Annotated in this window: 18 protein-coding genes and 1 riboswitch; of the genes, 11 read left to right on the plus strand and 7 right to left on the minus strand. The window is 50.5% G+C overall.

Features of this window, described 5'->3' with window-relative positions; translation table 11 throughout:
* Both NYE26_RS01055 and NYE26_RS01060 read left to right on the plus strand, forming a co-directional pair.
* Complete coding sequence (locus tag NYE26_RS01055) at positions 1–903, plus strand: ATP-binding cassette domain-containing protein (RefSeq protein WP_036722182.1); 903 nt, start codon at positions 1–3, stop codon at positions 901–903.
* Positions 896–2,185 (plus strand): ABC transporter permease, encoded by a 1,290-nt coding sequence (locus tag NYE26_RS01060; protein WP_339253273.1) that lies wholly within the window; start codon positions 896–898, stop codon positions 2,183–2,185. Before NYE26_RS01055 ends, NYE26_RS01060 begins: the two co-directional genes overlap by 8 nt.
* Positions 2,186–2,278: 93 nt before the next feature.
* Here the strand turns inward: NYE26_RS01060 and NYE26_RS01065 are convergent, their stop codons facing one another.
* Positions 2,279–2,890, minus strand: coding sequence for a TetR/AcrR family transcriptional regulator (locus NYE26_RS01065; RefSeq protein ID WP_200869499.1), 612 nt, complete (start codon positions 2,888–2,890; stop codon positions 2,279–2,281).
* 166 nt (positions 2,891–3,056) lie between these two features.
* On the opposite strand from NYE26_RS01065, the gene NYE26_RS01070 reads away from it, so the two are divergent.
* From NYE26_RS01070 to NYE26_RS01080, 3 genes are all read left to right on the plus strand, one after another.
* Positions 3,057–4,058, plus strand: coding sequence for an NADP-dependent oxidoreductase (locus tag NYE26_RS01070; protein WP_036722185.1), 1,002 nt, complete (start codon positions 3,057–3,059; stop codon positions 4,056–4,058).
* Between the two features lie 140 nt (positions 4,059–4,198).
* Positions 4,199–4,897: an SDR family oxidoreductase gene (locus NYE26_RS01075; RefSeq protein ID WP_036722186.1), complete on the plus strand. Its 699-nt coding sequence runs from the start codon at positions 4,199–4,201 to the stop codon at positions 4,895–4,897.
* A gap of 609 nt (positions 4,898–5,506) precedes the next feature.
* Positions 5,507–6,196 (plus strand): hypothetical protein, encoded by a 690-nt coding sequence (locus NYE26_RS01080; RefSeq protein ID WP_339253276.1) that lies wholly within the window; start codon positions 5,507–5,509, stop codon positions 6,194–6,196.
* A 66-nt stretch (positions 6,197–6,262) separates the two neighbouring features.
* Here the strand turns inward: NYE26_RS01080 and NYE26_RS01085 are convergent, their stop codons facing one another.
* Complete coding sequence (locus NYE26_RS01085) at positions 6,263–7,147, minus strand: AraC family transcriptional regulator (protein ID WP_339257280.1); 885 nt, start codon at positions 7,145–7,147, stop codon at positions 6,263–6,265.
* A 148-nt stretch (positions 7,148–7,295) separates the two neighbouring features.
* Here NYE26_RS01085 and NYE26_RS01090 point away from each other — a divergent pair, with 148 nt between their 5' ends.
* Positions 7,296–8,954, plus strand: a complete 1,659-nt coding sequence (locus NYE26_RS01090) for a family 43 glycosylhydrolase (protein WP_339253278.1) — start codon at positions 7,296–7,298, stop codon at positions 8,952–8,954.
* A gap of 114 nt (positions 8,955–9,068) precedes the next feature.
* Positions 9,069–9,266 carry a hypothetical protein gene (locus tag NYE26_RS01095; RefSeq protein ID WP_339253280.1) on the plus strand — a complete coding sequence of 66 codons (198 nt, stop codon included), beginning with the start codon at positions 9,069–9,071 and terminating at the stop codon, positions 9,264–9,266.
* 518 nt (positions 9,267–9,784) lie between these two features.
* Here NYE26_RS01095 and NYE26_RS01100 read toward each other — a convergent pair.
* The 4 genes from NYE26_RS01100 to ytxJ all read right to left on the minus strand — a co-directional run bounded on the left by NYE26_RS01100 (position 9,785) and on the right by ytxJ (position 12,788).
* Positions 9,785–10,240 (minus strand): hypothetical protein, encoded by a 456-nt coding sequence (locus tag NYE26_RS01100; protein ID WP_339253282.1) that lies wholly within the window; start codon positions 10,238–10,240, stop codon positions 9,785–9,787.
* Positions 10,241–10,374: 134 nt separating this feature from the next.
* A riboswitch (cyclic di-AMP (ydaO/yuaA leader) is annotated at positions 10,375–10,544 on the minus strand.
* 239 nt (positions 10,545–10,783) lie between these two features.
* Positions 10,784–12,115 (minus strand): hypothetical protein, encoded by a 1,332-nt coding sequence (locus tag NYE26_RS01105; RefSeq protein ID WP_339253284.1) that lies wholly within the window; start codon positions 12,113–12,115, stop codon positions 10,784–10,786.
* Positions 12,116–12,222: 107 nt separating this feature from the next.
* On the minus strand, positions 12,223–12,465 hold the full coding sequence (locus tag NYE26_RS01110) for a glutaredoxin family protein (RefSeq protein ID WP_036722203.1): 243 nt from the start codon (positions 12,463–12,465) through the stop codon (positions 12,223–12,225).
* Entirely contained in the window at positions 12,462–12,788 is a 327-nt protein-coding gene (ytxJ, locus tag NYE26_RS01115; RefSeq protein ID WP_076083788.1) for a bacillithiol system redox-active protein YtxJ, read from the minus strand. The genes NYE26_RS01110 and ytxJ overlap by 4 nt, the downstream gene beginning before the upstream one ends.
* Positions 12,789–13,015: 227 nt before the next feature.
* On the opposite strand from ytxJ, the gene NYE26_RS01120 reads away from it, so the two are divergent.
* Both NYE26_RS01120 and NYE26_RS01125 read left to right on the plus strand, forming a co-directional pair.
* A complete protein-coding gene (locus NYE26_RS01120) occupies positions 13,016–13,738 on the plus strand; it encodes an SDR family NAD(P)-dependent oxidoreductase (RefSeq protein WP_076083811.1) in 723 nt (240 codons plus the stop codon).
* 78 nt (positions 13,739–13,816) lie between these two features.
* A complete protein-coding gene (locus NYE26_RS01125; protein WP_339253287.1) occupies positions 13,817–14,452 on the plus strand; it encodes a ThuA domain-containing protein in 636 nt (211 codons plus the stop codon).
* A gap of 93 nt (positions 14,453–14,545) precedes the next feature.
* Here NYE26_RS01125 and NYE26_RS01130 read toward each other — a convergent pair whose 3' ends face one another.
* Positions 14,546–15,445 carry a CHAD domain-containing protein gene (locus tag NYE26_RS01130; protein ID WP_339253289.1) on the minus strand — a complete coding sequence of 300 codons (900 nt, stop codon included), beginning with the start codon at positions 15,443–15,445 and terminating at the stop codon, positions 14,546–14,548.
* Positions 15,446–15,668: 223 nt separating this feature from the next.
* Here NYE26_RS01130 and NYE26_RS01135 point away from each other — a divergent pair, with 223 nt between their 5' ends.
* Together NYE26_RS01135 and NYE26_RS01140 are read left to right on the plus strand one after the other, a co-directional pair.
* On the plus strand, positions 15,669–16,574 hold the full coding sequence (locus tag NYE26_RS01135) for a lipoate--protein ligase family protein (protein WP_339253291.1): 906 nt from the start codon (positions 15,669–15,671) through the stop codon (positions 16,572–16,574).
* A 629-nt stretch (positions 16,575–17,203) separates the two neighbouring features.
* Complete coding sequence (locus NYE26_RS01140) at positions 17,204–18,436, plus strand: IS110 family transposase (RefSeq protein ID WP_339253293.1); 1,233 nt, start codon at positions 17,204–17,206, stop codon at positions 18,434–18,436.
* Positions 18,437–18,540 lie beyond the last annotated feature (104 nt).

Consider the following 18,540-nt stretch of genomic DNA (forward strand, 5'->3'; position numbering starts at 1 on the left):
ATGGAAGCATTGCAGTTGAAGCAGGTAGTGAAGCAGTACGGTGAGAAGACGGCCGTCAACGGAATTAGTCTGAAGGTGGAGCAAGGCGAGATTTACGGTCTGCTGGGTGCCAACGGCGCCGGCAAAACAACGACCATGCGCATGGTGCTTGGCCTGATCTATCCCGACGAAGGGAGCATCCTGTATAACGGCAAGCCGTACAGTAAGGAGCTTCAGCATCTGATGGGCTATCTGCCGGAAGAACGGGGATTATATCCGAAGGTCAAGGTAAGCGATCAGATTATCTATCTGGCTCAGCTGCGGGGGATGTCCGCGAGTGAAGCGGATAAGAGCCTGAAGTACTGGCTGGAGCGCTTCGATGTACCGGAATATTACAATAAGAAGATTGAAGAGCTGTCCAAGGGAAATCAGCAAAAGATGGGCTTCGTCGCCGCTGTGGTCCATAAGCCGAAGATTCTGATCCTGGATGAAGCCTTCAGCGGCCTCGATCCGGTCAATGTGGAGCTGCTGAAGGATACCGTCAGAGAGATGCGGGATCTGGGAACGAGCATTCTGTTCTCCACGCACCGCATGGAGCATGTTGAGGAATTATGCCGGAATATCACGATTCTTGACCGCTCGAACACCGTGGTTCAGGGAGATATCCGTGAGATCAAGAAGGGGTATCCGCGGGAAGAAGTTGTACTGCGCACCGCCGGGGAAGTGAACGGACTTGCCGAGCTTGCCGGAGTTACCGGAGTGCAGCGGCAGGAGCGCGGGTATGTTTTAACCATCAATGACCTGGGAGCGGCGCAGCGCATTCTTCAACTGGCTGTGGCTCAAGGCGAGGTCGAGCATTTCGAGATTAAGGAACCGACGCTAAACCAAATCTTTATCAGAGCGGTGGGTGAATCCAATGAATAAAATGGCAACTATTATCGGCTTCACATTCAAGAACAAGGTAAGAACGAAATCCTTCATGATTACAACCCTGATTCTGGTGCTTCTGCTTAGCATTGGGATGAATATTCCTTATCTAATCAAAGTGTTCAACGGAGAAGACGGTGCCAAGGACGCGACACAGATCGGAATAGTTGCCGAGCAGGGCTTCCGGCCTGCCGAGCTGCTGCTCGCTTATACTCCGCCGGCTGAAGCCGAAGATAAAGTCGTATTTACCGCTTATCCTTCCGCTGAGGATGCTGCGCTTAAGCAGGGGCTGGAGGATGAGAAGATCGAGGGATACCTCACCTTCGCCGCAGAGGGCAGTGAAGGGGTGCCTCCGGTAACGTATCACAGCAAAGACGGAGAGATCGACAGCGAATTAAAAACGAATCTGCAAGCTGCTCTGCAGCAGGTGAATACCGGCCTGATTGTCGGAGACAAGCTGACCGAGAGCCAGGTGGCGGCGATCTTCGCTCCGGTGTCGATTGATACCGCACAGCTAAGTACTGACGGGGCTGCAGGTAGCGCAGATCAGGATCAGTCCAAACCCATTATCAACTATGTGATTGTCTATATCTTACTGATTCTGTTCTTCATGTCGGTGATGATGACCGGCAACATGATCTCGGCCGAGATTACGTCGGAGAAAAGCTCGCGCATTATGGAGATTCTCATCACCAGCGCCTCGCCACTAACCCAGATGTTCGGCAAGGTCATCGGAATCTTCCTCGTCGGTCTGATGCAGATCGCCATTATCTCGGCTGCCATCGCCGTCAACCTGATGCTGCCGCATAATTCCACGATCCTGAGCGATTTCGATCTGAATCTGGGACAGTTGAATGTCAGCATGATCGTCTATGGCTTCATCCTGTATATCCTGGGCTACTTCCTGTACGCCCTGATGTATGCCGCTGTCGGCTCCATTGTCAGCCGGACAGAGGATCTGGGGCAGGCCGTGATGCCGGTCATGATGCTGGGCTTCGTCAGCTTCTATCTGCCGCTGTTCAGCATCTCGAACCCGGATACACTGCTGGTGAAGGTAGCGAGCTTCGTACCATTCACCTCTTCGCTCAGCCTGCTGCTCCGCATCGGGGTCGGGGAGGTCGCCTTCTGGGAGATCATGGTCTCGCTGGCGATCCTGCTGGCTACAACCTTCCTCTTCGGCTGGCTCGCCGCCAAGATCTACCGCACCGGCGTCCTGATGTACGGCAAGCGCCCTAGCATCAAGGAGATCAGAAAAGCGATGAAGGCTTATAAAATTTAGGATTTGACGGAAGTAGTGTGATGGATTTCTCGCAGGGAGCAGTTACCTCAGGTAACTGCTCCCTGTTGTATATTCAGCCATCCCCTCCAGGATTCAAACCCCTTGTTTGATTAAACTCCAGAGGCGTTCAAACCGTTCTTGGTAGTCTGGTGAATTCCAGGATCCTTTAAAAGAGGGGAGACTAAACACTGCAAACGCAGATAGAATGGCCTCTGCCCGTTCAAATTGAGGATCATGATATTCCATGAAACCATCAATTATTTGATAAGAATCCCAAAGCACATCACGTAATACCAATGGATTACTGTCCACATATTGTGTATTCAAGGCGAACATTTGGGGATTCTCATTATAAGCGCGTTTTTTGGCATTAACAAATGCCCATAGCCAATCGTGGAGCACTTCCTGCGGGGAGGCTGAATTAGTCATGTTTATACGGATTTGTTCTGAAATCATCCGGTTGAACCAGCCTTTAGCTACTGCCGCCCACAGTTCTTGTTTGTTTTTGAAATGTTTATAGAGTGCAGCATGGGTGATGTTCAATTCATCCGCTATTTGAGAGAGCGTCACCTCAGATTTTTCCGTACGCTCAATTAATGTCTCGGCAGTTTCAATAATAAGCTCCTGTGTGATTTTAGCCATTTGTTGTGGCAGGTGAATGGGGGAGTGCAGGCACTTACGATTAACCCCCCAGTGTAACACCATGCTGCCAACCCTTCTTTCGTTAATTAATAATATCCACTTATAGTTTAGCATGAAAAAACAAAGTAACAAATGTTGACTTTTGTAACTTCTAGTCTTATGCTTGGTGTGCAAGTTACAAATCGTCGTAAATGTTACTTAGGATCTTGCGGATAGGAGGGTATTAATTATGAAGGCGGCACAGATCACCAAATATTCCAAACCGTTTCAAGTTGAAGTGCGCGATATTCCAGTCCCGGAAATAAGTGATTACGAAGTTTTGGTTAAAGTAAAAGCGGCGGCGGTTAACCACTTGGAGCTGCTCATCGCTACCGGAAGCGTGAAGTTAATCCAGGACTATGAGTTCCCCTTGACCCTTGGTAACGAACTCACAGGTGTTGTTGAGAAGATGGGTAAGAAAGTCGCTGGCTTCAAAGTAGGTGATGCCATTTACTCCCGCCTGCCGCTGCGAAAAATTGGAGCATTTGCCGAATATGCGGCGGTTCATGTAGAGGCTATGGCTCACTTGCCGGGTAATCTGGATTTTGTAACCGGTGCGGCTGCGCCTTTAACAGGATTGACAGCCTATCAAAGCCTGCATGAAGAGTTAGCTGCCAAAGCTGGCGAAAGAGTGTTCATTCCAGGGGGCTCTGGTTCATTTGGCCAAATGGCGATTCCTATCGCTAAAAGCATGGGGCTGAAGGTCATCGTCAGTGGAAGTCCACAGGCGCGCGAACGTACAATGGCCGCGGGAGCAGATCAATACATTGATTACAAGGCGGAGAACTACTGGGAACGACTTCGTGATCTTGACTATGTGATTGATACCTTGGGCCCCGGTGAATTTGACCGCGAACTCTCCATTATTAGACCAGGCGGCCATCTTCTTTCTCTACGGACCGGACCAAACAAACGATTCGCCAAAACTATGGGCTTGGTAGGTTGGAAGCAAAAACTATTCAGTATTGCTGGTGCTAAGTATGATCACAAAGCCAAGAAGAAGAAGATTGAATATCATTTTGTGTTTGTACGCAGTGATGGAGAACAATTACGGCAAATCACAAAAATCATTGAAGAGAACCAAATTATACCCGCGGTAGACGCCAGGGAGTTCCACATTGAAGATATTAATGAAGCTCTAAATCTGGTTGCTACAGGTCACCCCCAAGGGAAAGTGGTTATCCGATTTTAAATATTCATATAATTATTTACCGATCGTTCTCAATATGTTATATTGAATTTATAGGACATCACTGCATGATGAGATTAGGTTATTATATCTTCTCCTGTGCATTTTCTAGAACGATCATTCTCATATAGGGAGCGAATACAATGAACATTTCTGAACAAGTGGCATTGGTTACTGGAGCAAACCGGGGGCTTGGCCGCCAGCTTACGCTTGAACTTCTAGCTAGAGGGGCTAAGGTCTACGCGGGAGCAAGAAATCCGGAAACTCTGGATATTCCAGGAGTTACACCTGTAAAGCTTGATGTTACCAACCCTCAAGAGGTAGCGGCAGCAGCCAGCCAGGCTAAGGATGTTACGATTCTGATCAACAATGCAGGATCATCTACAGGCGCTTCTTTGCTGGAAGGGGATGTGGAGCAGATCCAGCTGGAATTGAATACGCATTTCTTCGGTACGTTATCCATGGTTCGCGCTTTTGCACCGGTCATCGAGAATAACGGGGGAGGATCGGTTCTGAATATTCTTTCCGCATTATCCTGGTTTAGTGGCGGAGCTGCGGGTGCCTACACGGCGGCAAAGGCTGCAGCATGGGCGCTGACGAACGATCTTCGTTTGAATCTGTATCCCCGTCATATTAGAGTAGCAGGCTTACATGTGGGTTATATGGAGACAGACATGACGGCCGGCCTGGATGCTCCCAAATCAAACCCTTCAGATATTGCGAAAATAGCTATTGACGGCATAGCAGCCGGCAGCTTCGAAATTCTTGCCGACGATACCAGCCGTATGATCCAAGCCGGACTTGCAGGCGGCGTGTCCGCCCTCTACCCGAATCTGTCCTAATCCCAATATTACGCAGTAGCAGCGGCGCAGAAAGAACGGGCTTCCATATTTAACCTGGAACACCTCTTGGAGGGATTCAAGGCGGAGAAGGCCTTGGCTAAAGGAAAAGTATACAGGAATCCCGATGATGACCAATCTGGTCAACCATCGGGATTTTTGTTCTAAATAAGTAGTTTGCTAGAGAAGTATTAAAAATTATCTGATGTATTATCGTCGCAAAAATCATGTATGACATCCTCAGCATCGTAAAGAGACACTTCAAGGTTGATTCACTTGATATTTTTTCCAAGCGATTGATTAAGGATAGGAATGTTAATAGAATAACCGGGGCTTCCGGCGATTTCTGCTTCGCGCCATGGAGAAAGTGACGCTTGAGGTCGGATGGCTTTCCCTTGCTCATAATCTGCTGGAGCAAGCCGCCAATGACCAAAAACGCAGAGCAGCGATCCTCCAATAACGGGAGAATCGCTGCTCTGCTCACTTTTTGTAGCATTAAGAATGAAGTGACAGGTCTTCCGCCGTAGAAAATCTACTTTGGGGACAGCCCCTTCTTTTTTATTGTTTAGGAAGTTATTATGATTCTTATACCTCTAGAAACGGAGGATTGAGATGAATATAAAAAGGATAATAACAGCTGCCATTGCATCAATTACGGTATTCGGATTCCTAACGGGTTGTTCCAATCTTTCTTCTGAATTAGATGAATTAGCAGCAGCAAGTCTGTCGGCAGAGCAAATTAAGGAGCTTCGTAAAGAATATCCTTTATCCACCTGCTCTCCTGTAAATGTTGATTTGCGGGATTTAACATTCGAGGAGGTATTGGATCATACGGACACGTTCATAGTTGCTGAAGTCATTCAGCAACTGCCGGATTTCAGCGTGGATCTGATAACTGAACCTGGAACTCCAGAGGGTAATTTAGCGGAGAAATTGAAGGATTCCGGTCTGGAGCCTTACAAGCCTATGTTTACCTCTTTTCAAGTTAATGTAGATCAAGTAGTTACTGGTGAAGAGGTTGAAGGGACCTTTAACCTGATTTATGACTCTGAGTTCAAGGGGATTGAACCAGAACTTAAGCCGGGAATGAAGATCGTCGCTGCAATCAAAAAAGGGGTAGGGGAAGAGCAAAAAGGAAGCTACTCTTTCACCCGTTATGGGACATATTATGTAGTTGATGGTGACTATGTTCTATCTGCATTCCAGGGACAGAGCGAAGAGATGAAAGCTTTCTCCAGGGATACCAACGGTTACAAGCTGAATCATCTCATTGCTGAGATTAAAGAGCTGAAGGAGAATTAAATAACGATAACTTATTGGCATAACAACAAAACACCCATCCGCCCCATAAAGGAAGATGGGTGTTTGCTATACACAATTATTTTTACGATAGTCGGAGGGGTTGATTCCTGTCCATCTTTTAAATTGTCTGCTGAAGTGAGAGAGGTTCTTGTAACCTAAACGACTTGAAATCTCATTTAAAGATATCCTGGGCTGCTGGAGTAGTATTTTGGCTTCCTGTAGCTTTAAGTCGGATAGATAGGTGCGGGGCGACATTTTATATATTTTTTGAAATACCTCTAATCCGTAGTTGGGGCTGATCCCAAGCGAAGCAATGATGGGCTGGATGTGAATGGTGTAATCTGAATTTCCCTGGGTGCAATTTTTCTTAAAAGCTCTCTTGATGGCTTCGGCAATTTCTTTGGCATACTTCGCAGTGGTCATGGATTCGTTAGCATGTATCCCCGTCTGTACCGGCTGGATATCTACAAGCACCTCCAATAACTCGAACAAGACCATTTGTGCTTTTAGCTTTGCTTTGGTGAACGACAACTCAGGTTCATGCAGAATATCGGTCCATTTTTGAAGGCATTTTTTCAGCTGGCTATGATACAAATGGGAGGGCTTATAGACCCAGTCACAGTTCTTCATAATTCTCATCCGTAAGGAAGGCTCGTCTATATCAAAATGAGCGCAGAAATAGGTCATCGATGTAGCGGAAATGCATTTATTCGTATGCTCGAACCCAGGCGGAATCAGCAGAATATCATCACTGTTCACAATGAATGGTTCATGATCTATCCTAGTCTCTTGAGCCCCATCCAGCACAATTAGAATCTCAAAGGCATGGTGGGATTCTGTAGTCATGCTCCAATCGGCAGGAACGGTCTGTGTATGTGCGCCAAAAAAGCGTATATTCCAATCAATGCGCGGCAGCAGCAGCGTCTGTGCACCTGTGAGATAGCTATTCATATGTTCCAATTTGCAGCACCTGCCTTTGATTTGGGTAAATCTAGCCGTAATCATCCCATCGCATAAGTACGTTAGTAGTTATTATAATATACATAGACAACAGGAAAAGGGTAAATAATATGGCTAAACAGCGAAGGGAAGCAGAGAAATGACGAAGATTAATAATCCTATAATCCCTGGGATGGCACCAGATCCCTCTATTATTAGAGTGGATGATGTGTATTATATTGCGACATCCACGTTTCATTGGAATCCCGGCGTTCAAATTTTCAAATCAACCGATTTAGCGAATTGGGAGCTGACTGCCTCCGTATTAAATAAAGGTGAAGTGAATTTGAGGGGGACCAATACTCCGGCCGGGATCTGGGCGCCGCATCTATCCTATGATTCTAGGGCGAACCGGTACTGGTTGGCCTATTCGCATATGTTAAACATGGCAGGCCGTGAATTCAACTCGGATTCCTATGCCATGTGGGCAGAAGATATCCATGGACCTTGGTCGGACCCCATCTATCTGACATCCATAGGTTTCGATCCGGCGCTCTTCCATGATGAAGATGGCAAGCACTATGTGTCCATCCTGGAATGGGAGACTCGTGAGGGGTATCAGGCACCTGGACATATTGTGATCGCTGAATTTGATTTGAATGAGGGTAAGCTGGTTGGACATTGGCACCGGGTGACGCAAGGCTTCACCAGCCGCGGCTGTGCTGAAGCACCGCAAATTTATAAGTATAAAGATAAATACTATCTTTTATTAGCTGCGGGCGGAACTGGTTATGCTCATGGCGTGGAGGTGGGACGTGCGGAGAATATTTTTGGTCCCTATGAACCGCATCCGTCGGGGGAGCCGATCATCACCTCCTCGCCGCGCCATTTATTTTCACTTGGGAATCCGGATGCCGGGCATTTTGAGATGTATAATCCAAGCTCGATCATGCAAAAAGCAGGTCACGGCTCATTAGTGCAAACTCAAACAGGCGAATGGTATATTGCTCATCTCATGTCACGGCCTGTGGAAGGAACGCTCTTAAATCCATTAGGCCGTGAAACCTCTATTCAAAAAATGCATTGGACAGAGGATGGCTGGCTGGAAATGAAGGATGGATCGAATGTGGCGAAAATGGAAGTTGAGGGGATGACAGGTGTTGAATTAGAGGCCGATGGAATCTCTCATGACGTATTTGATGATTTTAATCAGGAGAAATATGATCTTCATTTTCTGACTCCGTACCGGGACCAGCAAGCGGCATGGGTGAATACGGTTGAACGTCCGGGTTACTTACGCATTCATGGAGAGAATTCTTTTTTCTCGCAGATCCATCCGGCGATTATGGCCACACGCGCAACTTCCCTTCATTATGAAGTTCAAACCAAGGTGGAATTTCATCCCGATCACTACTCGGAAACGGCCGGTCTGGGGCTATACTATGATTCGAATAATTGGCTGTACGTTCACTTGACCCACTCCGAATCAGAGGGTACCGTTCTATACGTACTTCAGGCCAAGCTGGGGCAACGCATTGAGCTGGTCCACCATTACATTCCAGTCCCTGAAGACACAGCGGAGCTCAAGATTATCTATCATTCAGGCATCGCGAGTATCCTTTACCGTTTCGGGGATAACGGGGATTGGCAAGCTTTTGTAGAAAACATTGATGTACTCTATCTGTCGGATGAAGGCGTGAACGGGGAGCCAGGGGAGATTGGCGGATTTACAGGCTTGTTCAATTTCATCGGTTCCGTTGATGCCCACCAGCATGACTCCTTCGCTGATTTTGACTACTATGGAGTGAAGAATTACTAGCCAAGGACGCCATACGTTCTTCCGCCTGGGTGTGCCCGGAGCCGTGGTGAACTGGTGAAAACGCCGGAGATGGTGTACCTTAGTAGTATTAGTCTTTAGGAGTGGTGAAGTGTTGTGAAGAAAAGTAGACAAACCCCCGTGCTGGTCGCGGCCTCGATCCTGCTGATTATTATCAGCAGCCTGATCCCGTCGGATCAATCGACTTGGCTGGGGGCGTTACAGACCCTTCTGCTGGGAGCCGGCCTGCTCGGCTGCTGTATGGCTTTTTGGCGGTTTGCCAAGGGCGGCAAGGGTGGTAAGGGCAAGAGCTGAGTTCTATGTACTGAACGGTTGGTGGAGACAGGATGAGTGCATGGGATGATTGAGCTATGTAAGATGGGCCAAGTACTGCATGAGTGCTGGCGCTGAGAGTCAAGGACGAAGTCGCGGCGGATGCTGCGGCTTTATTTGTTAGAATTTATATGTTTTGGGGTCCCCGCAAAGTACCTGAGGCATCATCGATGCTAAAGCCCCACTTTGTGGGGGGATGTTGTTTTGTAGGCGGACTCAGCGGCCCTTATTTTGTGAAAAAGACCGATTTTCTCCCCGTTGCGGACTGAGAGGACCTTAAAGGGCAGTATGGAGCGCAAAATGAGGCGGAATGGGTTAATTAAGCGCCTCTCAGTCCGCATGGCCTTCGGAATGGTCCCATTTGCCGAAATAGCGGATCGGTAGTCCGCATGGCCCGCTATCCATCTCCTTTTGTCGCATCCGTCCCCTAATTCGGCCACATCCAACTCATTCCGCCGCACTCATTCCTATATCCCGCGTATCCCGCGTTATTCCCAGTCTCAACCCGCCGAAGGGCGGTGCACAGCAGGCAAGGCTGAATGGGCGGCTGCCATCTGTTCGCGTATTCCTCTGAGCCGGGCCTTGAGCTCGGGGATGCTGCACTCCAGGATCTGGCTGATGTCGGGCAGGGGGAGCTGGATGCCATACCACAAGACACTGGCAACGTGATCGTCCCAGCTCAGCGGCGCAGAAGCACAGCGGCTGGTGTCGTGGGCGAGCATGGCACACTGGCGGATGCACTCTCTGTAGGCAGCCGCAGCAGCGGCGTCCCCTGAGAGGCGGCCCTTCAGCCATAGTGGATGGAGGGCCACGAAGGTGGCGGTTGCAGCTTGTTCGGCGCGGACGCCTTGCTCTAGCAGCAGGCAGCTAAGCGCATAGACGGGACCGCTATATTGCTGGGTGTAGTGGTTGAATCCGGCAGCGGCGGTTAGTTTGGGCGATAAGGGGTCAGGCATGTGGTCACTTTCCTTCCTGAATCTATACTGTGCAGTTCATTCCAGCGCGCAAAAAACCGCAGGCAGAGGAGGACCTCTGCCTGCGGTTGTGGGTAACAGGCTTAAGACGCCTGGCACAAAAGCGTGGCGGATCAGGGCTCTCTCTTGGCGCTTACGAGGTTAGCTGTCGGATTCGGACGGTGAGAGTCGCCCTACCTGCCGGAGACCTGCGCGTGGCATTCTCCTTCGGATTCACCCCAAGTCGGCCTGACGGCCGGATGGTTCCCCCGTTTTCCACATGACGGAAATTCAGCGTGCATGCATATGCTCATTTTCATGAATGCATTCATTTGCTTTCAACACGAATCATACTCTCTTCAGAGGGGGTTTGTAAAAATGGAAAAGAGTGCTATTCGCCTTATTTTCAGCAAATGGCTGAATGGCTGTGCATAGGGAAGCCAAAACACCTATATGTAGCAGATTATCTGCCATTTATCTCGCTCAAGCGCTGTTTTTTATTTTTGGCAGACGACGGTGGGGAAGAAGGATTCTCCATGTATCAGCTCACCACCAAAGCGGCTCATTCTGATTCTTCCAGGCAATAATCCGCTTCATCTCACGAACGGTTCCTGTTGTAATCTCATAGTCGCTGCGTTCAGCGGCATGAAGGTCCAGGAAATGCAGCATCCCTCCATAAGTCCCCACGGCCAGCATGGTCTCATCCGGATCGACAGCTAATCCAGAAATGGTGCTTCCGGCATAATAACGCCACAGCTCCCGCCCCCCTGTATCAATGAGCCTCAAGTAGCCATAGGCATCGCCAATGACAACACCGTCCTTCAGTGCCGCCGCCGCATATACCCGGGCTTCCTCGTTAACAACCGGATATTCCTGATCGGACGGGAGCTTTCCTGCTTCCGCATCTTCAAGGGACACAGCAAGGGTAACGCCATTATAGAAGTGGCAGGCATTGTACCATACGCTATGCTGGTCCTTCGTAAATATAGTATAGTGCGGGTAACTGGATTCCGGATTGAATAAGTGAACCTGCCCTGAAGTTGTGTCATATAAAAGATGATCACTGCCCTGGCTGCCATAGGCAATCCATCTTCCATCCGGAGAGACGGCACCATGCGGCATGTCGATCTCGATATGCTCCATCTCATCTGCTTTATATTCTTCGAGATCAGGATGCAGCAGCTTCACCTCCCATAGCTTCTCCTGCGATTGCTGGACCAGAAAAATCCCCTGGCTCGTAACAAGCAATAATGCTTGGCCCCCGTTAAAAGGAATGACTTGCTCCAAGGGTAACTCCTGATCCAGGCTGTCTATGTTCAAAACAGTAAACTCCGGGTCCAGCGCTTGAATCGTGCCATTCAGCTCACGCCATGAGAGATCTGCTACAACTTTTCCTTGTAGAGTGCTGTTCATGGATTGCATAATGGTAATGCCTTGAATTCCGGCGAGTGCATAGAACTGATTGTCAGGAGATGCCCCAACCAGGCTAAACTCGTCGAATACGGAAATAACATCCTTATGTACTGCTACAACTACATTCTTCTCCCAAGGTGAGCCGGTGCTGAACACCAGAGCATCATCACTGATGAAATGAATACCGCGAATTGCCTGCATCTCCTTCTGGAAGTGCCCGGAGAGCGGCCACGTTGCCGCCGGTAGTTGCTCCCGCAGCTCAGTAATCTCACCGTGCTCATTAGCTCCTCGAATCATCTTATAGATTTTGGCGGCGAGGCCCCCGCGTGTATCCTCTGCGGGTTCTTTTCCCGCTTTGTCCCAGCCTTCAGTCAGTCCTTTATGTACGAATTGATTAACGTCGCTCGCATAACGCTGTCCTTCTTCACGCCATTTGGCGGCATGCTCATCCTGTAGCCACTTCAAAGGATCAATCCTCCTTGTCCAGATATATATAAATATACAATTATTCCATCGATGAATCGCAAAAAAAAGGCGCTGCTCCTGTTGAGAGGACAGCACCTTTGTGTATATTACAGAACAGCAGCATCCATAAGCTCCTGAAGCTCAGGGAGATTGAAGCCCTTGACCGCCCGGTCCCCGGATACGGTGACTGGAATGCCCATGAAGCCCAGCTTCTCCACTTCCTCCTGATAGACGGAGCTGGTCATCACATCCCGGACCTCGAAGGGAATGCCCTTGCTCTCCAGCAGCTGTTTGACCTGATTGCACTCGCCGCAGCCGGAGGTTGAATAGACAATTACGTTCGCGCTCATTGTTCCACTGCTTCCTTTATCGCTTTTTGGGTAATCTTCCAGTGTGAGGTGTTCCAGCGGACTTCGCTGTCCTCCAGTAGGAAAATCTGCGGGGATTCATGCTTGATCCCGAAATCCTCAGCAATCTGATTGGAGACAGGACGGTCTTCGATCACATGGACCACGGCTGCAGGAGTATCTGAATGCTGTGTATAGGCCTGGAATTCCTCGTTGGCCTTGGCGCTGATCGGGCAGGTGGTGCTGTGCTTGAAGAGCAGTTTTTTGCCAGGCTGCCCGATATATTGCTGTAATTCTTCCTTAGTGTGGATTTGTTGAATAGACATCGTAGGATCACCTTCCTGGGTAAGAGTTAATGAAACCTGTTGTCAACAATTGTGTTGTTAACAACTATTAATCATGATTGTAGCATAGTTCAAAATTAAAGCAAAAGTAAAGTTCTGCTTAGCCTGCCCTCCCTTGCAGGATGTTGTTAACGGCCTGCAGCCATGCTAATGTGAGAGGGATGGACCTAGGCTCGTAGCATAATTATGCAGATAGGAGGGGGGAGCTCATGAAAAGGGTTGCCTGTGTTACCGGTGCTGACCGTGGACTGGGATTATGCCTCGTTCGTTCTCTTTTGGAGAGTAAATACATGGTGTTTGCCGGACAGTATTTGCCGGACCCTGCGCTACTTGAAGCTTTGAAAGCGCAATACCCGGATAGCCTGAAGCTGGTTCCTCTCGATATCGGCAGTGCAGGGAGCGTAAAGGAGGCCGCGCGGAGTATTGCCGGAAGTACAGGGCACCTTGATATGATTATCAATAACGCAGGGATTATCCACAAGTCTGATGATGCAACAGTGCTCGTGGATATGGATGATGAAGCGATGGCGGAGATTTATAACGTGAACACGCTGGGTGCGCTGAGGGTGAGCAATGCATTGATGGGCTTACTGCTGCAAGGCCGCCAGCGTCTGGTGGTTAATATCTCGTCGGAGGCCGGAAGCATCGGGCGGAACAAGCGGATCAATATGTATGGCTACTGTATGTCGAAGGCCGCGCTTAATATGCAGTCTTCGCTGCTGCACAATCACCTGCGTGCGATGGGCGGACAAGTGCTGGTCTTCCATCCCGGCTGGCTGCAGACCTATATGAACGGGGAGAAGGATGCAGAGGCGCCTGTAACTCCTGAAGAATCAGCAGGCAAGATTATGACGATCGTTCATAACCACAAGATGTATCTGGCCGAAGAACCGGCTTATATCGATCTGGACGGCAATCTCTGGCCCTGGTGACAGCGGCAGGGGGAACGAATCAGGGGTGACACTGACTTTCCGGTCAGGCTAACTTGGCAAAAGAGAGGTGTGTGTAGCATGTCTTCATACAAAGCATTGGCGTTCGGCAGCTATACCGAAGTGAAGTATCATCCCTTCGAGGGGGTAGACCGTGAGCTGGAGCAGCTCCTTGAACCGGAGTTCCAGGTAATTTGTACGGAGGATTACGAACGGATGAACCGGACAGAATTGGAAGAATGCAGACTGGTGGTCTCCTATACGGAATTCTCAGAGGAGCAGTTACCCGCTGCGCAGAGCGGAGCCTTGCTTGCTTATGTGGCTGGCGGCGGCGGGCTGCTTGTCGTGCATAACGGCATATCTCTGCAGCGTAATCAGGAACTTGGGGCGATGCTCGGTGCCCGGTTCACCCATCATCCGGCATTCACAGCGCTGGAGATGAAGGTAAGTGCGCCGGAGCACCCGATTATGGAGGGGAGCTCTGATTTTGTCATAGAGGACGAGCCTTACTATTTCGAGCAGCATCCCTACTTCAAGACAACGGTGCTGGCCGAATATCCGCATGACGGGGCGATGAGACCGGCGGCATGGTGCCATCCCTTCGGCGAAGGCCGGGTGGTCTATCTGATGCCTGGACACCATCTGCCTTCCTTCTCTTCAGAGCCGCTGCGACGGATGATCCGCAGAGGCGGATTATGGGCTGCCGGAATGCTATAGTACGTGGCGCTTATGAACAAAGGCAGGATACCGCTTGGATAACATGCGGCGTCCTGCCTTTGTGTAGAGGATGGGATGATCAGCTATGATGCCCTATTTGGGGGGCTTAGCCTCAGCAACAGGGACAACCCCGTTCTGATGAAGAGCCTCCAGTACCTCTGCCCGCAGCGTATCGGTGAAGGCAGCCCAGACTTTTTTGCCGACATCCAGCTCTTGGCGTCCAATCGATTGCAGCGTCTCAAGCCATACCCGCTTGTCATTAATGAGTCCGAGCTGGTCCTGGATGTCCTTATAGAAGGCTTCATGGGCATGGAATTTCTGATCCAGCGCAAAATCAGCCGCATTCGCCGTATACCGCAGTTCCTTGGCGGCGATCCTCAGCTCATGAAGAGCTTCGAAGGCTTCTTTTGATTCAGCTTGAGGACCCTTGAATAAGGTCTTGCAGGCTTTTTTCTTCTGTTCAAAGGCGACTTCAAGCTCGCGCATGGCGACATTGGCGTCTTTTTTGGCGGCGAGGGGCTCTAGCCCTGTCTCGATAAAAGGTGTCCACATCGCTTCGAGCGCTTGGCCGGACAGCTTGGGCAGTGCCTTCTTCAGCTTCTTGCGGGCGCTCTTCCGTGTATCCTTCTGGTGTTCGATTACCGACTTCAGCAGCTTGGCAGTCTTCTTATCACCAGCCGCCTTCGCCGCCTTGCGCCGGGCTTCAAACGACCCGATCAGCACATCTGCATCACGGACTCTGCCGAGCTTCTTCTGGGCCTGCTTGAAGCTGTCATACAAGTCTGCCGTTGCAGTATGGCCCGGATCAAGAATGGACAACAGGGTCAGCAGCTTGCGGCTATTGACTCTGGCCTGATGAATATCCTCATCGTTGAACTCTTTGCGAGCATCCTTGCTGTAGTCTTGAAAGTTGATGTACAGCTTGCTCATGGCCTGTTCCCATTGCCTGGATTTGCTTAGTTGCCTGTCTTTTGCCTGTGGTTCGGTTGTCATGCAGCATCACTCCTAGAGGTTGTGTATAGCATGAGCTTATGCGCGAATCTTATGGCTGGTATATTCTTCTGTACTACATTAAGGATAACGGGTTCGCTTCGCTATTTCAAATCTGTAAGGGCATACACTGCCGGTTGTACGGTGCGGGGAGAGATCGGTTACAATGTGAATAGTTAACGGAGTTAAGATTGGCCAGGGCTTATAGATAGAAAGGGGAATCAGCATGCGGAGTGAACCTTATGATGTACTGGAGAGCGGGGCGGCGGGAATACTGCCGGAGCAGATGGTCCTCTTCACGCATACCAGCGGTGAAGCAGGGGAAGAAGGGGAAGAGGCATCTGCGGAGGATATGCTGATTCCGTTTGCTTTTGAAGAGGTGCTGTGCCGTGATGTCGGGGCCGGTAAGGTCCCGCCGGTGCTGCATCTCTGGAGCCACCCCGGCGGAGTAGCGCTGGGGCTGCGGGACAGCAAGCTGCCCCGCGCAGCAGAGGCGATGCAGGCGCTGGAGCAGCAGGGCATCCGTACGGCAGTCCGCCATTCGGGCGGCGCTGCGGTGCCGCTGGATGCGGGAGTGATCAACGTGTCCCTGCTGCTGCCGAAGCCTGCGGGCAAGCTGGACTTCCACGATGATTTCCGGCTGTTGGCTTCGGTGATTACCGAAGCGGTAGCGGCGGGCTATCCGCAGGCAGCAGCGCAGATCCGGGCAGAAGAAGTCACCGGGTCGTATTGCCCCGGTGACTTCGACCTGGCGATCGGCGGCCGTAAGTTCTGCGGCATTGCCCAGCGCAGACAGAGTAGCGCATACTTCGTCCACGCGTTCGTGATTGTGTCCGGCACGGGGCTCGCGCGCGGAGAGTGCATCCGCCGCTTCTATCAGGATGCAGCGGACGGCGATGCTTTCCTGGACTATCCGCGCGTGCGGCCGGAGACCATCGCCGCGCTCGCGGAGCTTGGCGGCCCGTCTTCGGCGGCCGAATTCACTGCGGGTATCCGGCAGGCGCTTGCCGGCCGGGGAACCCGCCTGCTGCCGGCGGAGCTGCTGCAGCAGGCGACGGGCTACAGCCTGCGGTACAGCGACCCGCAGGTGCTTGAAGCAGCGCGTATGCTGCGCGAGAGGTACGCCCGCTGAAGCGGGCGGCTACTGGCGGCAGCGACGGGTGGCTGAATGTATGCGAAAAACAGCATACAATGTGCAGGTTAGAGGGCGCACGGACCAAATGTATGCGAAAAACAGCATACAATGTGCAGGCTGGGGTGTGTGCGGGCCAAATGTATGCGAAAAACAGCATACAATGTGCAGGCTGGAGTGTGCGCGGGCCGAATGTATGCGAAAAACAGCATACAATGTGCAGGCTGGGGTGTGCGCGGGCCGAATGTATGTGAAAAACAGCATACAATGTGCAGGCTGGGATGTGCGCGGGCCGAATGTATGTGAAAAACAGCATACAATGTGCAGGCTGGGGTGTGCACGGGCCGAATGTATGCGAAAAACAGGCATGACAAGACAGAGGCCTTGTCACCCCCAGGAATGAAAATAAGTGGGTGGCATCCGTCGCAACCATTCTAAATGAGGCTGTAGTCGTCAACACTACATATACAAATCAAAGGGCGGAAACGGTTACTGGGATACACCCCGTGCGAAAAACCGTTCTATTGCGCTTTTCGAGCATCGCCTATTGTAGCCCCCCAAAAGTACGTGTATTAAATTACACTCACTCGAGCGCATGATTTGTAAACTGACGATGGAGGATGGTTGGAATGGATGCTGTACGTATGTGTTGCGCTGGTCTAGACGTGCACCAGGAAACCGTTGTGGCCTACGTGTTGAAAGGACCGATCGAACAGAAACCACAATGTCACCTGAAAACCTTTGGGACGACAACCCGAGAATTGCTAGGCCTGCAAGATTGGCTGAGTGAACACGGCTGTCGGGAAGTGGTGATGGAGAGTACCGGCGTGTTTTGGAAACCGGTATGGAACATCTTAGAGGGCAGTTGTGATCTGGTCTTGGCCAACGCCCAGCGGGTAAAGAATATGCCGGGTCGAAAAAGTGACATGCAAGATGCGCGCTGGTTAGCGCAATTGCACCGTTGCGGGCTCATTGAAGGCAGTATGGTGCCCGAACAGGACATCCGGGATTTGCGGGATTTGACCCGTTACCGGAGTAAGATGGTGCAGGCGGTGACGGCGGAGAAGAACCGCATCCACAAAATCCTGCAGGATGCCAACATCAAGCTAACCACCTTTATGTCCGATCTATATGGGGTTTCGGGACGGGGCCTGCTCCAGAAGATCATGGACGGCGAGGTCGTCGACGAAATGGCCGTTAAAAACCTGGTCAAAACCCGTTTAAAAAAGAAAGTTCCACAGTTGCTAGACGCGCTCAATGGCAAGTTGCGCCGTCATCATCGGGAGATGATTCGAGACCATTGGGACCACTTGGTTTATTTGGAGAAAAGGATCACGGAACTGGAAGCTCGAATCGAGGCGAAGGCAGAACCCTACCTGGAGGTAATTGAACAAATTGACTCCATCCCAGGAATTGAGCGGACGTCTGCCGTGACCATCTTTGCCGAAGTGGGGCCGCATGTCGCGGAAATGTTCCCGAGTGATGCGCAGTTTGCATCATGGGCGGGGGTGTGTCCAGGGAACAACGAAAGCGCGGGAAAGCGAAGAAAGTCAAAAACGATGCAAGGGAACAAGCACCTGAAAGGGGCGTTGTGTCAGGCGGCTTGGGCGAACGCTCGCTCCTCGAACCGGATCGGCCAATTCTTTCGACGAATTCGTAAGAGACGAGGCGATAAAAAAGCAAACGTCGCCACCGCACATTTGCTGATTCGAATCCTCCATGCCCTGATGCGGGAGAAAAGGTCATACCAAGAAATAGACGTCTCACTAGGCGATGAGACGTCCAAGAAAAACCGGTTGGATCGGTACGTGCAATATATCCAGCAGTTAGGATATAGCGTGCAACTAAATCCTACCCCATAGTCTTCCCTTTTTCAAAAAAAACGAAACGTTTTTTGGGGGCGGTGGGTCTTTTTTTGTCAAAATCCAGTCTGCGGCGCATTTTCCGATACTTTATTTTCGTATTA

It is taken from the genome of Paenibacillus sp. FSL P2-0136 (assembly GCF_037975325.1).
In the GTDB taxonomy this organism is placed as follows: domain Bacteria; phylum Bacillota; class Bacilli; order Paenibacillales; family Paenibacillaceae; genus Paenibacillus_AQ; species Paenibacillus_AQ silagei.

What these genes read in the sequence shown, in the direction of transcription:
- NYE26_RS01055 (WP_036722182.1), top strand. Translation starts at nt 1, where the DNA reads ATGGAAGCATTGCAGTTGAAGCAGGTAGTGAAGCAGTACGGTGAGAAG.
- NYE26_RS01060 (WP_339253273.1), top strand. Translation starts at nt 896, where the DNA reads ATGAATAAAATGGCAACTATTATCGGCTTCACATTCAAGAACAAGGTA.
- NYE26_RS01065 (WP_200869499.1), bottom strand. Translation starts at nt 2,890, where the DNA reads ATGGTGTTACACTGGGGGGTTAATCGTAAGTGCCTGCACTCCCCCATT.
- NYE26_RS01070 (WP_036722185.1), top strand. Translation starts at nt 3,057, where the DNA reads ATGAAGGCGGCACAGATCACCAAATATTCCAAACCGTTTCAAGTTGAA.
- NYE26_RS01075 (WP_036722186.1), top strand. Translation starts at nt 4,199, where the DNA reads ATGAACATTTCTGAACAAGTGGCATTGGTTACTGGAGCAAACCGGGGG.
- NYE26_RS01080 (WP_339253276.1), top strand. Translation starts at nt 5,507, where the DNA reads ATGAATATAAAAAGGATAATAACAGCTGCCATTGCATCAATTACGGTA.
- NYE26_RS01085 (WP_339257280.1), bottom strand. Translation starts at nt 7,147, where the DNA reads ATGAATAGCTATCTCACAGGTGCACAGACGCTGCTGCTGCCGCGCATT.
- NYE26_RS01090 (WP_339253278.1), top strand. Translation starts at nt 7,296, where the DNA reads ATGACGAAGATTAATAATCCTATAATCCCTGGGATGGCACCAGATCCC.
- NYE26_RS01100 (WP_339253282.1), bottom strand. Translation starts at nt 10,240, where the DNA reads ATGCCTGACCCCTTATCGCCCAAACTAACCGCCGCTGCCGGATTCAAC.
- NYE26_RS01110 (WP_036722203.1), bottom strand. Translation starts at nt 12,465, where the DNA reads ATGAGCGCGAACGTAATTGTCTATTCAACCTCCGGCTGCGGCGAGTGC.
- ytxJ (WP_076083788.1), bottom strand. Translation starts at nt 12,788, where the DNA reads ATGTCTATTCAACAAATCCACACTAAGGAAGAATTACAGCAATATATC.
- NYE26_RS01120 (WP_076083811.1), top strand. Translation starts at nt 13,016, where the DNA reads ATGAAAAGGGTTGCCTGTGTTACCGGTGCTGACCGTGGACTGGGATTA.
- NYE26_RS01125 (WP_339253287.1), top strand. Translation starts at nt 13,817, where the DNA reads ATGTCTTCATACAAAGCATTGGCGTTCGGCAGCTATACCGAAGTGAAG.
- NYE26_RS01130 (WP_339253289.1), bottom strand. Translation starts at nt 15,445, where the DNA reads ATGACAACCGAACCACAGGCAAAAGACAGGCAACTAAGCAAATCCAGG.
- NYE26_RS01135 (WP_339253291.1), top strand. Translation starts at nt 15,669, where the DNA reads ATGCGGAGTGAACCTTATGATGTACTGGAGAGCGGGGCGGCGGGAATA.
- NYE26_RS01140 (WP_339253293.1), top strand. Translation starts at nt 17,204, where the DNA reads ATGGATGCTGTACGTATGTGTTGCGCTGGTCTAGACGTGCACCAGGAA.